Below are 12398 nucleotides of genomic sequence, written 5' to 3'. Positions count from 1 at the left end.
CGAACGACACAGACGCAACAAGCCGGCCGTGGAGCGATCCGCGGCCGGTTTTGCATTTGGCTAGCCGGTCCTGCCCGCAAATTGCAGCACGATTTCGCGCCGGTGCGGATGGGCGCGGTGCTCGATCAGGTAAATCCCCTGCCATGTTCCCAGCGCCAGATCGCCGTCAAGGACGGGTATCTGCAGCGAGGTCGCCGTCAGCATGGTCTTGATGTGCGCCGGCATGTCATCGGGCCCCTCGGTGTCGTGGCGCCATCCGGCATGTTCCGGCGCCAGCCGGTCGAGTGCGGTCGTCAAATCCGCCAGCACCGTCGGATCGGCATTTTCCTGTATCGTCAGGGACGCCGAGGTATGACGGATGAACAGCGTCACCGCGCCCTCGATCGCGCCGGCGTCCCGCACGAACCCCGCGACCTCGGCGGTGAGATCGAGAAAGCTGCGCCCCGGTGTCTGAACCGTGAGGCGCGACGACACGATCGTGGCGGCGGTGACAATCGATGGCGGCGTGCGGGATGCTGATTTGGGTGGAGGCATAAATGATCTCTCGACAAGTCGCGCGGTAATGTTGCTTCTTCGTAGGGTGGGCAAAGCGAAGCGTCCCCACCAACCTATTTAGCAAGTGAAATGGTGGGCACGGCGCAAGCGCGCCTTTGCCCACTCTACGAAGCGACGAAGTGAGCCGCGTCCGTTCTAAATCTTCCCGGAGACATCCTTCTGCATCCGGTTGGCCATCTCGACCAGCCGCCGCCATGCCTGCTCCAGAAACGACATCACGCGATCCATATCGCGGTCGCTCGGCAGCGGGATTTCGATCCGGCGCTGCCCCTCGGCCACCTTCGGCTCCGGCTTCTTGAGCTGATCGGTCTTCGGCAACGCTTCGTCGATCTTGCCGGTGACAGGTTCACGCGCCGCCAATTCGGCCTTGAGTTTTTCCAGTTCGGTCTTTGATTTTTCCAGCTCTGTTTTGGATTTCTCCAGCTCGGTCTTGGATTTTTCGCTATCCGCCTGCAGCCGGCCGATTTCCGCGTCGAGGGCAGCGCGCTCATCAGGCACGCTGTAGCAGGCCCAGCCCACGCCGGCATGGCTGCAGGTCGACACCGCGCCGGTGCGGGTATCGAGCCGGACCACCCCATCTGCAACCGGCGACAGCGCGTAGCGGCCGTTCTCGGTATCGGGCATCGACTGCGCAGCAGCACGGTCGATACCCAGCCCGGAAATCAGGGTTATGGCTGCAATGACGGTGAAGGACTTCGAAGGCGATGTCGCAATGCTCATGGGTTGCTCCGCCTCAAAACCGATTGGGTCTTCCCTGTCTTGGCTATCCTGCGCTTGATCCTAGACTTGCGAGCCATACGGTCCGCGACCGGATTTCAACGCGTCCGCGAGCAATTCGATCCGATCCTGCCCCCAAAATACCTCACCGTCGAGCACATAGGCCGGCGAACCGAACACGTCTGATGTTAACGCGTCCTGCCGGTTCTGCTCGTAAATCGCACTGACCGCGTCGGCTCCGGAACGCTCTACCAATTGCTTGCCCGGCAGACCAGACTCGTCGGCGAGTTTTATCAACGTTGCAGGATCGGCCAGATTCAATTGATCTTCCCAGACCGCGGCGAACGCCTTGCGCAGAAAGACATCGGGATCGTGACCGGCCTCAACCGCCGCGATCACCACGCCGTCGGCCAGTCGCGCATTGAAGGGCCAGTTCGCCGGCTGAAGGTGAAAATTCAGGCCGCGCTTGTCGCGCCAGCGCTGCAGCTCGACCAGACGATAACGCTGCCGCACCGGATGGCGCTTCAACAGCGGCAGGCCGCCGGTTTCCGAAAACAGATCGACCAGGACCACCGGCTTATGATTCACCTTGAGGCCGTACGTGCCGACAACCTCCTGGAAAAACTTGTGCCCGATATAGGCCCAGGGGGATTGCAGCGAATAATAGTAATCGACCTGACGCGTCATGCGATCTCCGGGCAGCGATAAGAATGCAGCGATAAGAATACTGTCACCCATCCCAACAGACCCGCCAGCCCGACGCAAGATCGCTGGCCTCCTGGAGGCGCGTTGGGCATCGCGAGGAGCCACAAAAACGCGGCCAGATTTGCCAATTGCAGGTGAAGCTGTTGCACTGCGGCGACCGCGCCATGACGAACCCGCGACATCGACTATAAACGCATCAAAATCAATTACTTATATGGTTGTGACGCAATCTTGACTTGATTAGATGCGCTCAGTATGGTCCGCGCGGCTTTTGAGGGTGACGGGCGCAATTTCCATCCACCGCAGCATTGGTTCGGGTCTCCACAGCATGGCTGAAGGCGCGAATAACAGCGGAAATGGCAGTGGCGATCAATCGTCGTCCGACGAGGCTGCGCTTTCCGCAAGGCTCGGAAGTCTGGATCAGCGGTTGTCCAAAATTCGGGACAGCCGGAAAGTCGGGACTGACCAACCCGGAGATGGAGATGGAGATGGAGACGGTGCGGCCAGAGCTTCGGCGATGGCGATCGGTTTCCGGCTTTCTTCGGAGTTGATCGCGGGCGTTGTTGTCGGAGCGCTGCTTGGCTGGGGTTTCGACCGGTTTTTGTCGACGTCACCTTTCGGGCTCATCGTGTTTGTCCTGATCGGCTTCATCGCCGGCGTGGTGAACGTGATCAGGTCCGCAGGTGTTGCTCCGGGCAAGACTGGCCGCTAAGAAGCCGGAAGATTTGATTGCAGAACGCCGGCGTGGCTGGCGGTAGCCTAGAGATACCTCGCGGATGATCGATCCGATCGAACAGTTCCATATCGAGAAGCTCTTCACGATTGGCCATATCGGCAATCAAGAGATCGCCTTCACCAATTCCTCCGCCTACATGTTCGGTTCGGTGGCGCTGATTTCGCTGCTGATGATCGGCGCCGGAAAGCAACTGGTGCCCGGGCGTATCCAGTCGATCGCGGAAATCTCCTACGAATTCGTCGCCAACACGATCCGCTCGACCGCCGGCAAAGACGGAATGAAGTTCTTTCCGCTGGTGTTCTCGCTATTCATGTTCATCGCCGTATCGAATATGATCGGCGTCATTCCCTACAACTTCACGGTTGCCAGCCACCTCATCGTCACGGTAGTGCTCGCGATGATCGTGTTCCTGACGGTGCTGATCTACGGTTTCTACAAGAACGGCCTGAAATTCTTCAAATTGTTCGTGCCCTCGGGCATCCCGATTTTCATCCTGCCGCTGGTCGTGTTCATCGAGGTGTTCTCGTTCTTCCTGCGGCCGATCTCGCACTCCGTGCGTCTGTTCGCCAATATGCTCGCGGGCCATATCGCGCTGGCGGTGTTCGCAAGCTTCATTCCGCTGCTGGCGGGCCTCGGCATTGCCGGCTACTTCGGCGCCGTATTGCCGCTCGGCATGGTGATCGCGCTGACCGCGCTTGAACTGCTGGTCGCGTTCCTACAGGCCTACGTCTTCACCATCCTCACCTGCATCTACATCAACGACGCTATTCATCCGGGCCACTGATCGGCCTTTCACGCAAATCCACTTCTCTAACAAACCTCAACAAGGAGTTCGTCTCATGGATCCGATTGCCGCGAAGTACATTGGCGCTGGTATTGCCTGCATTGGCATGGGTGGCGCTGGCGCAGGCGTGGGCATCATCTTCGGCAACTATCTCGCCGCTGCGGTGCGCAATCCCTCGGCCGCTCAGGGCCAGTTCGGCAACCTGATTTTCGGTTTCGCCGTGACGGAAGCGCTCGGCATCTTCTCGCTGCTGATCGCGCTGCTGCTGCTGTTCGCGCTCTGATCCATCACCGATCTGGCCGATGAGATTCCGGTTCCGGATCTCGATGAGCCAAACAGGAGAAACCCGTGGCTGAAGATCATGGCGAAGCCAAGGGCACGGTAGCCCACACCGAGACGGAAGGCGGCCACAAGGCTCCCTTCCCGCCGTTCGAGAAGAGCACGTTCGCTTCTCAGCTGGTGTCTATCGTGATCGCGTTCGTCGCGCTCTATCTGATCGTCTCGCGAATTGCGTTGCCGCGCGTCGGCAGCGTGATCGACGCGCGTCAGAACGCGATCGACGGCGATCTGGCCGCCGCGCAAAAGCTGAAGGACGAGTCCGACAGCGCGCTGAAGTCCTATGAAAGCGAGCTCGCGGCAGCGCGCGCCCGCGCCCAGGCGATCAGCACCGAGACCCGCGACAAATTGAACGCGGCCTCCGAAGCCGAACGCAAGACGCTGGAAGAGCAGCTTTCGCTCAAGCTGGCGGACGCCGAAAAAACCATCGCATCGACGCGCGAAAGCGCGATGAGCAATGTCCGGGGCATCGCCGCGGATGCGGCCGCCGCCATCGTGCAACGGCTCACCGGTATATCGCCCGACGGTACGTCCGTGAACAGCGCCGTCGACGCGTCCTTGAAGGGATAGATTTGATGTTCGCCGAACCGGAATTCTGGGTCGCCGTTGGCTTTGTCATCCTGCTTGGTGTGTTCGCCTATGTCGGCGTTCACCGCACGGTGCTGACAACGCTGGATCACCGCCGCGATCGCATCAAGGCCGAACTCGACGACGCACGCCGCCTCAAGGACGAGGCCGCCAAATTGCTCGCGGAATACAAAGCGCGTCACGCCACGGCGGAACGCGAGGCCCAGGACATCGTCGCATCCGCCAAAGCCGAGGCCGAACGCATCGCGTCCGAAGCCAAGGCCAAGATGGAAGATTTTGTTGCCCGGCGCACCAAGACCGCCGAGAGCAAGATCGCGCTGGCGGAAGCGCAGGCGCTGGCCGACGTCCGCTCGGCTGCCGCCAACGCCGCCGTGACCGCCGCGACCACCATCCTGTCGCAATCGGTCAAGGGATCGGTTGCAGATGACCTCCTGGCCAAGGGCATTGCGGAAGTTCGCCAAAAGCTGAACTGAAGAAATTCCAAGCTAAAAACAAAAAGCCGGTGCGATCTCGCACCGGCTTTTTTGTTGATGCCATCATCCACGAAGGCGGACGATCCCCTCGTCCGTTATTTCTTCCGCGAAGGTCTCGCAGGAGCCTCCGGCGTCAGCGCCTGCGGGTCGAAACCGATATAGAAGATATAGTTGTCGCTGCTTCGTCCCGGCGGCGACTCATAGACAACATCTTCGCCCACCAGGCTGTAGGGCACATTGCCCTCAGACATCGACACCGAGGTGCGGAACACCTTGGTGGCAATCGTCCGCTCCTGGACCCCGGCCTGCACCACGGCGACGCGAAGCGGAATTTCAACGGCTGGCGGAGCGCCAGCCGGACCGGAGATTACGCGGCCCTCGATCCCGATCCGCGCGGTGATCTGGTTGCCGCTTCGCGTGCAGTCGCGCGCGGTGCGGGTGATGGTCGCCTGATAGCGCAGATCGCTGCCCGCCGCCTGCTTGCCGGGCGCTCCCACCGCAAAGGTAGAGGCGCCCGCGCGAATTTTCACGACCGGACAATCGATTTCGACACCGTCCACCGCCTGGGCCGGGGCTTGAGACGACGGCGATCGCCCCAGGAGCTGATTGAACCGGTCGGAGATCGTAGGGGTATCGTCGGTGACCGGCGCTGGCGCCGACGGGCTGCTACCGCTGGATGGCGACCGGCCCAGAAGCTGATTCAACCGGTCGGAGATCGTAGGGGTATCGCCGTCGGCGGCGACGAGCGTCGGCGCGAGTGTGCTGCTGCCGCCGAACAGGCTGCCGCCGCCGCAGCCGGACAGCAGAAGAGTCACGACGGCGAGCGTGCCTGCATAACGCAGATGGTCCCCCCAACCGGTATTTGCCTTCCGCCCGATCAGCCTAATACGCATTATCCAGATGTCCCCGACAGCCATGCATCCGGCGCGCCGGGAGCATGCTTTGGCGTTTTATAGCAGCGCAATGGCGGCAAACCAAAGGCATGTGTCACATTCATGAATCCGAGGGTTAACCCCGGAAATCCTCATGTAGCAGGCCAAACAGCAGGTGATCCTGCCAGACGCCGTTGATACAGAGATAGCGCCGCGCGAGGCCCTCCCGGCTGAAGCCGCATTTCTCCAGTACGCGGATCGACGGCGCGTTGGAGGGAATGCAGGCGGCCTCGATACGGTGCAGATTGAGTTCGCCGAACAAGGAGGGCAGCAGCACCCGCAATGCGGTCGTCATGTAACCGCGATGCGCATGGGGCTGGCCGACCCAATAACCGATCGTGCCGGCCTGGACGATACCGCGGCGCACATTCGCCAGCGTGACGCCGCCGATCATGGCGCCGTCGGATTCCCGGAACACGATGAACGGATATGACCTGTCGGCCGCGACGTCCTCTGCATAGCGGCGCAGGCGCCGCCGGAAACCCGAGCGGGTCAGATCGTCGGACGGCCAGATCGGCTCCCACGGCGTCAGGTAGTCACGGCTCAATTCACGTAAATGTGCCCATTGCAGAAAATCGGACATCTGCGGCGCGCGCAGCAGCAGGCCGTAGCCGCGCGGAGCAAGCGCAGCCGGTCCACTGGATGGCAAACGAAACAGGGCCATAGGTTCTACTCTTCCCGATCCCCGAACCTACCGCATGATCCGGAAAAGCGGAAACCGGTTTCCATCGCCACAAACGCAGGGGCGTTTTGCGCGCAGATCATGCTTCAATAAAACCCAGGCCGGCCTTTAATGAAGGCGCGCCTTGACCTTCGACTTGGTCAATCCTTCCGCAAAAGACACTGCCGTGTCCAGTCCTCTTCCGCTGCCAAGGGCTACGACCGCCGGGCGGCTGCGCGACAGCAGGCCACGCGCGGCGTTCCGCGTCGATTCCACGCTCACGGCATCGATCCGGGCGACCAGTTCTTCTACCGTCAAAGGACGTCCATAGGCCAGCACGTGGCGCGCCAGCTGTTCGGCACGGGAGCTGCAGCTCTCCAGCGCCATCAGCAGTCCAGCCTTCATCTGCGCCTTGGCACGCGCGATCTCGGCCTCGGTCAATGTCTCGACCGCATCGTTAATGACGTCGACGATCACTTCCATCATTTCCGGCGCATCGCCGGGATCCGTGCCGGTGTAGAGCCCGAAAAAGCCGGTGTCGGCATAGGGCGCATGGAAGGTGTAGATCGAGTAGCACAGCCCGCGCTTCTCGCGGACTTCCTGAAACAACCGCGACGACATCCCGCCGCCGAGCGTGTTGGTGAACACCTGCAGCGAGAACAGCGACAGATCGGTTTGTGGCACGCCCTCCAGCGCCAGCGTCAGATGGGCCTGCTCAAGTTCGCGATGCACCACCCGGGAGCCGCCCTTGCCGAACATCGCCGGCTGCGGCTTGGGCGCAGCCGCGCCCTCGAAGCTGGAGAAGCGCTGCGTCACTTCCTCGACCACCTGCTTGTGATCGACGGCGCCGGCGGCGGCCACCACCATGTCCGGACCGCGATAATGCGTCGACAGGTAATCCCGCAACGTATCGCGGTTGAAACCCTTCAACGTCTTCGCCGTCCCCAGCAACGAGCGTCCCATCGGCTGGTCCGGATAACACAGTTCGTTGAGATGTTCGAACACGACATCGTCGGGCGTGTCCTGCGCTGCGCCGATCTCCTGCACGATCACGCTCTTTTCACGCTCCAACTCGTCCGGCACGAATGACGGATTGGCGAGAATGTCCGACAGCACATCGAGCGCCAGCGGCACATCGGCCTTCAGGACGCGGGCATAATAGGCGGTAGTTTCCGTCGAAGTGCCGGCGTTGAGATCGCCGCCGACCGCCTCGATTTCCTCGACGATCTCGCGCGACGAGCGCCGCGCGGTGCCCTTGAACGCCATGTGTTCGAGCAGATGCGAAATGCCATGCTCGTTCGGCTTTTCGTCGCGACCGCCGACACCGGCCCAGACACCAAGTGCCGCGGTCTCGAGATGCGGCATGGTATCGGTGATGACGGTCAGGCCGGAGGGAAGCTTGGTGACATCGACGCTCATCCGGAAACTCCTTGCTTCGCGGCGCGGCTCACCGACAACACGAATTGTTCGACCTCAACCTGGTCGTTCTTCATGACTTTAATGTGCTCGGGCCTGGTCATCAGGCCTTCGAGCCAGGCCGGCAATTCCGGCCGCACACCGCAGGCGGCTTGCACCGCATCGGGAAATTTCGCGGCATGCGCGGTCGACAGCACGATATTGGGAATCTTCGAATCCGGCGTGTCGCGATCCGCCACCGCGAGAGCGACCGCGGTATGCGGATCCACGAGAGTGCCGGCCTCGCGCCACATCGCTCGGATGGTAGCGCTGGTTTCGGTCTCGTCGGCGCGGCCGGCATCGAATTCCTCGCGGATTGCGGTCAGTACCGCATCCGGTAGCACGAAGCGGCCGGACTGATTCAGCGACGCCATCAGCCTGCGAACACCGGCCGCATCGCGGCCATCCGCCTCGAACAGCAACCGTTCGAAATTCGAGGAAATCTGAATATCCATTGAGGGTGACGCCGACGCGTGAACCTCGCGCACTTCATAGATGCCGGTCTTGAGCGTGCGTGGCAGGATATCGTTGATGTTGGCGGCAATGCGCAGCCACCTGATCGGCAAGCCCATCCGCTTGGCGACAAAGCCCGCGAAGATGTCGCCGAAATTTCCTGTCGGCACGGTGAAGTCCACCGGGCGCGCCGGTGAGCCGAGCGCGACGGCCGACGTGAAGTAATACACCACCTGCGCCACGATCCGCGCCCAGTTGATGGAATTGACGCCCGACAGCGCGACCGCATCGCGAAACTGGTGATGGTTGAACAGCCCTTTCACGATCGCCTGGCAATCGTCGAAGGTGCCTTCGATGGCGAGCGCGTGAACATTGCCGGCGCCCGTGGTGGTCATCATCCGGCGCTGTACGTCGGAGATCCGCCCGTTTGGAAACAGCACGACCAGATCGACATTGTCGAGACCGGCGAACGCATCGACCGCGGCGCCGCCGGTATCGCCGGAGGTTGCGACGACGATGGTGGTGCGCTGCGCCCGCTTCGCCAGCACATGATCCATCAGCCGCGAGATCAGCTGCATCGCGACGTCCTTGAACGCCAGGGTCGGTCCGTGAAACAGCTCCAGCAGGAATTGATTGGGACCGATCTGATTGAGCGGCACCACTGCGGGATGACGGAATGTCGCATAGGCGTCATTGGCCATGCGCCCGAGATCCGCGTCGGAAATCTCGCCGCCGACAAACGGGCGGATCACCTCGACAGCGACTTCCCAATACGGCCGGCCGGAAAACCCGGCGATGGCTTGCGGCGAAAGCTGCGGCCACGTTTCCGGCACGTAAAGACCGCCATCTCGGGCGAGCCCGGCCAGCATCACGTCGCAGAAACCGAGGGCCGGGGCTTCCCCCCGTGTTGAAATGTAGCGCGTCAAACCAGCCTCCAAAGGCCATGGCATCCTGCCAAGCCTTTGATATTGATCGATAATAGAACTAATGCCGGCGGCAAAGTCGCGGCACCATAAAGCGTTTTCGGCCGAAGTGGAAACCGGTTCTTGCCGGCGTCGCTCCCGGACAACCGGGCGATTCCGGCTGATTCGAGTTATTGAGCGTGCCGTGGGACGCTCCGGCGTGAAAGCCGTTTCTGCGAGCCCCGTAAAACAACGGGTAAGGCCATCGCTGACTTTCGGCTTGCGCTCATCGCCGGCATCAGGCGCGTTGGAAGTGCGTACGCTTTTGTCCCCGCGACGGCACGGATTCCACTTTTTCGTTATGGGCTCATACGTAAGCCTTATCTCTAATTGACGGTGGCACGGTGAGGTTGCAATCTCCAGGCGGAACCTAGGGGACGGTGGATGCCCGACGCTGCCCGGCTGGGCGAGCGCTCTCAGTCGAGCGGCTCGCGCTTCCTGACAGCCGCATCCTTTTCAAACGCTCGATAAGAAGCGGCATTACGTCACGTCAAAGGAGATATCGATGATACGCGAGGGCAGAAACAGACCGCTGGTCGAGGCCATCGACAACGCCATCGAACAGGCGGAGGATCTTGGGCTCACTTTTATCGCCAGCATCCTGATGATGGCGCGGCTGGAAGCCGACCAGTCGATCGTGATGACGCAGGCCAAACGCGGCAAAGACGAGCACGCGTAAGCCCGAACCGCCGCCTGCAATCACGAGACTTCAGCGCCACGGTGACCTCAGCAGTCGATACGATACGGGCAACCCGCCGTTGAGATTGGCCGGGATCATCGCGTGACGCGCGACGCCCGCTTCTGGCCGAACAGCCAGACCCCGAAGGCTATCACCACTGCACCGGCCAACCCGAACCAGGTGATGGCGTATTGCATATGATCGTCCTTGAGATGCACCTGCAACGGGCCGGGTTTTGGAATGCCGCTGGCGGGCACCGGCTGCTCCAGATCAATGTAGAACGGCGCCACCGGCCTGGCATCCGCGCCCCAGCCCAGCGCCCGCGCCATCGCCAGATGATCCCGCGTGAACCACAGCCGCTTTGGGAGATTCTCCGCCGGAGTCAGCACGCCCGCAGCTTCCGGAAAGCGGATATAGCCCGATAACATCACCGGCGCCGTGGTCATCAGCCGCGTCACAGCGCGATCCTGCTGCTCGCGGTCCTGCATCGTGTTCTGCACGAATCCCGTGTTGATCACCACGATCTCCCCGGTCGGCAGCCGCGCCGGCAGGAAAGCCCAGGTGCCGGGACCGGAAATATCGTCGCGCACCGCCGAACCGGAGCTGTAGACCATCGCGTCCGGCGCGGATTGATAGACCGCCGGGAAACTGACGCGGCGGAATTCATCGCGCGCCGGCGTGAGCGTGCTCCACAGCGCGGCAGACGGCAGCGATCCCGGCGCGAGCGCGAGCCGTTCGGTCAACGCGTCGATCAACGCGTGCTTCTCGAGGCGGCGCTGCAACTGCCAGACCCCGAGGCCCACGAACAACGCCACCATCAACAGCGTGAAAAGACCAAAGCCAATACCGCCGCGCCTGGATATGGAAATTCCGGTCATTACGGCTCGCGATCGATCAGCCGGCCCTCGGCAGCCTTGTGGTGGAATTGCAGCGCGATCAAGAGCGACTTCATCGCGCGCAGCGGCAGCAGCGTGGTGGCCAGAATGAGCGGCAGCCAAAGCGCGGCATGTACCCAGAATGGCGGCTGATACTTGATCTCGACGATCAGCGCGCAGCCGACGACGATGGCGCCGGCAATCATGATGATGAAGACGGCGGGGCCGTCACCGGCGTCGATAAAGGCATAATCGAGCCCGCAGGATTCACATCGCGGCCGCAAGGTCAGGAATCCCGAATATAATTTGCCTTTGCCACAGCGCGGACATTTGCAGGCAATGCCGCGGATCGCGCTCTCTATCACCGTGGGTAAATTCAGATCTGACATGGCTGGTCTTTCGTGCCCAGAGCCTTATCGGTTCTGATTGAATCAGAACCGGGCTCCGGTCTTTTTTCTTCACGCGTTTCTACCGCAGATAAGTCTACACAATCCGCGTAAACTTGATTGCTATGCGAACCGGTGTCCGCTTCGCTCGAAAACGCTCTGGCGAAACGAAAAGGGCGGCCCTGCGGCCGCCCTCTTCTAGCACGTAAGTTGGAAGATCAGTGCGCGCCGTGCGCCATGGTTTCCGCGCCATGTCCCCAGACATAGATGCAGATGAACAGGAACAGCCACACCACGTCGACGAAATGCCAGTACCAGGCGGCGAATTCGAAGCCGAGATGCTGGGTCGGCGTGAAGTGCCCGGCATAGACACGCGCCAAACACACGATCAGGAAGATGGTGCCGACCAGCACGTGGAAACCGTGGAAACCAGTCGCCATGAAGAAGGTCGCGCCGTAGATGTTGCCGGCGAAGCTGAACGCGGCATGGCTGTATTCGAAAGCCTGCACGCAGGTGAAGGTCGCGCCAAGCAGGACCGTCAGGATCAGGCCGTATTTCAAACCCTTGCGATCGCCTTCCAGCAGCGCGTGATGCGCCCAGGTCACCGTGGTGCCCGAGGTCAGCAGCAACAGGGTATTCAACAGCGGCAGATGCCAGGGATCGAAGGTCTCGATGCCCTTGGGCGGCCACACGCCGCCGAACAGCGCGTCGCGGGTCATGTGAACGGGATCGCCGGGGAACAGCGCGGAGTTGAAGAAAGCCCAGAACCAGGCGACGAAGAACATCACTTCGGAGGCGATGAACAGGATCATGCCGTAGCGGTGGCTGATCTGCACCACGCGGGTGTGGTCACCCTTGAACTGTGCCTCGCGGATCACATCCGTCCACCAGCTCGCCATGGTGTAGAGCACGCCGATGGTGCCGATGCCGAAAATGATCGGCGCCGCCGCGGTCATGTGGTGCATCCAGGTGATCGCGCCCAGGGCCATAATAAAGGCCGAGATGGAGCCGACGACCGGCCACGGGCTCGGATCGACGAGGTGATAGTCGTGGTGCTTGACTTGCGCCGTAGCCATTGCGGTCTCTCCGTTAACGATGCCG

The 12398-nt window shown here is 61.6% G+C and carries 16 protein-coding genes; 6 read left to right on the top strand and 10 right to left on the bottom strand.

The features are described from left to right. Positions 1–60 precede the first annotated feature (60 nt). From HB676_RS21470 to HB676_RS21460, 3 genes are all read right to left on the bottom strand, one after another. Positions 61–534, bottom strand: coding sequence for a secondary thiamine-phosphate synthase enzyme YjbQ (locus HB676_RS21470; RefSeq protein ID WP_213740167.1), 474 nt, complete (start codon positions 532–534; stop codon positions 61–63). A 156-nt stretch (positions 535–690) separates the two neighbouring features. Then, entirely contained in the window at positions 691–1275 is a 585-nt protein-coding gene (locus tag HB676_RS21465; RefSeq protein ID WP_213740166.1) for a hypothetical protein, read from the bottom strand. A gap of 60 nt (positions 1276–1335) precedes the next feature. Beyond that, positions 1336–1959, bottom strand: a complete 624-nt coding sequence (locus HB676_RS21460; protein ID WP_213740164.1) for a 2-hydroxychromene-2-carboxylate isomerase — start codon at positions 1957–1959, stop codon at positions 1336–1338. A gap of 346 nt (positions 1960–2305) precedes the next feature. Here HB676_RS21460 and HB676_RS21455 point away from each other — a divergent pair, with 346 nt between their 5' ends. The 5 genes from HB676_RS21455 to HB676_RS21435 all read left to right on the top strand — a co-directional run bounded on the left by HB676_RS21455 (position 2306) and on the right by HB676_RS21435 (position 4894). Beyond that, positions 2306–2689: an AtpZ/AtpI family protein gene (locus HB676_RS21455; protein WP_213740162.1), complete on the top strand. Its 384-nt coding sequence runs from the start codon at positions 2306–2308 to the stop codon at positions 2687–2689. Positions 2690–2753: 64 nt separating this feature from the next. Further along, complete coding sequence (locus HB676_RS21450; protein WP_213740161.1) at positions 2754–3497, top strand: F0F1 ATP synthase subunit A; 744 nt, start codon at positions 2754–2756, stop codon at positions 3495–3497. Positions 3498–3552: 55 nt separating this feature from the next. After that, complete coding sequence (locus tag HB676_RS21445) at positions 3553–3780, top strand: F0F1 ATP synthase subunit C (RefSeq protein ID WP_009796340.1); 228 nt, start codon at positions 3553–3555, stop codon at positions 3778–3780. Between the two features lie 65 nt (positions 3781–3845). Continuing rightward, the gene (locus HB676_RS21440; protein ID WP_213740159.1) at positions 3846–4403 is read left to right on the top strand and encodes a F0F1 ATP synthase subunit B'; all 558 of its coding nucleotides are present in this window, start codon (positions 3846–3848) and stop codon (positions 4401–4403) included. 5 nt (positions 4404–4408) lie between these two features. Next, positions 4409–4894 carry an ATP F0F1 synthase subunit B gene (locus HB676_RS21435; RefSeq protein ID WP_213740157.1) on the top strand — a complete coding sequence of 162 codons (486 nt, stop codon included), beginning with the start codon at positions 4409–4411 and terminating at the stop codon, positions 4892–4894. Between the two features lie 95 nt (positions 4895–4989). Here HB676_RS21435 and HB676_RS21430 read toward each other — a convergent pair whose 3' ends face one another. From HB676_RS21430 to thrC, 4 genes are all read right to left on the bottom strand, one after another. Further along, a complete protein-coding gene (locus HB676_RS21430) occupies positions 4990–5787 on the bottom strand; it encodes a hypothetical protein (RefSeq protein WP_249780376.1) in 798 nt (265 codons plus the stop codon). A 115-nt stretch (positions 5788–5902) separates the two neighbouring features. After that, a complete protein-coding gene (locus HB676_RS21425; RefSeq protein ID WP_213740155.1) occupies positions 5903–6490 on the bottom strand; it encodes a GNAT family protein in 588 nt (195 codons plus the stop codon). A 126-nt stretch (positions 6491–6616) separates the two neighbouring features. Beyond that, the gene (locus HB676_RS21420; RefSeq protein ID WP_213740154.1) at positions 6617–7906 is read right to left on the bottom strand and encodes a pitrilysin family protein; all 1290 of its coding nucleotides are present in this window, start codon (positions 7904–7906) and stop codon (positions 6617–6619) included. Continuing rightward, on the bottom strand, positions 7903–9321 hold the full coding sequence (gene thrC / locus HB676_RS21415; protein WP_213740153.1) for a threonine synthase: 1419 nt from the start codon (positions 9319–9321) through the stop codon (positions 7903–7905). The genes HB676_RS21420 and thrC overlap by 4 nt, the downstream gene beginning before the upstream one ends. A 541-nt stretch (positions 9322–9862) precedes the next feature. Between thrC and HB676_RS21410 the strand changes: the two genes are divergently transcribed. Then, positions 9863–10036, top strand: a complete 174-nt coding sequence (locus HB676_RS21410) for a hypothetical protein (protein ID WP_213740152.1) — start codon at positions 9863–9865, stop codon at positions 10034–10036. A gap of 95 nt (positions 10037–10131) precedes the next feature. On the opposite strand, the gene HB676_RS21405 is transcribed toward HB676_RS21410, so the two are convergent. The 3 genes from HB676_RS21405 to HB676_RS21395 all read right to left on the bottom strand — a co-directional run bounded on the left by HB676_RS21405 (position 10132) and on the right by HB676_RS21395 (position 12373). Next, complete coding sequence (locus tag HB676_RS21405; protein ID WP_213740151.1) at positions 10132–10914, bottom strand: SURF1 family protein; 783 nt, start codon at positions 10912–10914, stop codon at positions 10132–10134. After that, positions 10914–11300 (bottom strand): DUF983 domain-containing protein, encoded by a 387-nt coding sequence (locus tag HB676_RS21400; protein ID WP_213740150.1) that lies wholly within the window; start codon positions 11298–11300, stop codon positions 10914–10916. The genes HB676_RS21405 and HB676_RS21400 overlap by 1 nt, the downstream gene beginning before the upstream one ends. 215 nt (positions 11301–11515) lie before the next feature. After that, positions 11516–12373, bottom strand: coding sequence for a cytochrome c oxidase subunit 3 (locus tag HB676_RS21395; protein ID WP_213740149.1), 858 nt, complete (start codon positions 12371–12373; stop codon positions 11516–11518). Between the last annotated feature and the right edge of the window lie 25 nt (positions 12374–12398).

The organism is Bradyrhizobium sp. dw_411 (assembly GCF_018449695.1).
In the GTDB taxonomy this organism is placed as follows: domain Bacteria; phylum Pseudomonadota; class Alphaproteobacteria; order Rhizobiales; family Xanthobacteraceae; genus Bradyrhizobium.
This window is presented reverse-complemented; position numbering and strand designations above follow the sequence as displayed.

What these genes read in the sequence shown, in the direction of transcription:
- HB676_RS21410 (WP_213740152.1), top strand. Translation starts at nt 9,863, where the DNA reads ATGATACGCGAGGGCAGAAACAGACCGCTGGTCGAGGCCATCGACAAC.
- HB676_RS21425 (WP_213740155.1), bottom strand. Translation starts at nt 6,490, where the DNA reads ATGGCCCTGTTTCGTTTGCCATCCAGTGGACCGGCTGCGCTTGCTCCG.
- HB676_RS21450 (WP_213740161.1), top strand. Translation starts at nt 2,754, where the DNA reads ATGATCGATCCGATCGAACAGTTCCATATCGAGAAGCTCTTCACGATT.
- HB676_RS21405 (WP_213740151.1), bottom strand. Translation starts at nt 10,914, where the DNA reads ATGACCGGAATTTCCATATCCAGGCGCGGCGGTATTGGCTTTGGTCTT.
- HB676_RS21420 (WP_213740154.1), bottom strand. Translation starts at nt 7,906, where the DNA reads ATGAGCGTCGATGTCACCAAGCTTCCCTCCGGCCTGACCGTCATCACC.
- HB676_RS21435 (WP_213740157.1), top strand. Translation starts at nt 4,409, where the DNA reads ATGTTCGCCGAACCGGAATTCTGGGTCGCCGTTGGCTTTGTCATCCTG.
- HB676_RS21470 (WP_213740167.1), bottom strand. Translation starts at nt 534, where the DNA reads ATGCCTCCACCCAAATCAGCATCCCGCACGCCGCCATCGATTGTCACC.
- HB676_RS21430 (WP_249780376.1), bottom strand. Translation starts at nt 5,787, where the DNA reads ATGCGTATTAGGCTGATCGGGCGGAAGGCAAATACCGGTTGGGGGGAC.
- HB676_RS21400 (WP_213740150.1), bottom strand. Translation starts at nt 11,300, where the DNA reads ATGTCAGATCTGAATTTACCCACGGTGATAGAGAGCGCGATCCGCGGC.
- HB676_RS21455 (WP_213740162.1), top strand. Translation starts at nt 2,306, where the DNA reads ATGGCTGAAGGCGCGAATAACAGCGGAAATGGCAGTGGCGATCAATCG.
- HB676_RS21465 (WP_213740166.1), bottom strand. Translation starts at nt 1,275, where the DNA reads ATGAGCATTGCGACATCGCCTTCGAAGTCCTTCACCGTCATTGCAGCC.
- HB676_RS21460 (WP_213740164.1), bottom strand. Translation starts at nt 1,959, where the DNA reads ATGACGCGTCAGGTCGATTACTATTATTCGCTGCAATCCCCCTGGGCC.
- HB676_RS21445 (WP_009796340.1), top strand. Translation starts at nt 3,553, where the DNA reads ATGGATCCGATTGCCGCGAAGTACATTGGCGCTGGTATTGCCTGCATT.
- HB676_RS21395 (WP_213740149.1), bottom strand. Translation starts at nt 12,373, where the DNA reads ATGGCTACGGCGCAAGTCAAGCACCACGACTATCACCTCGTCGATCCG.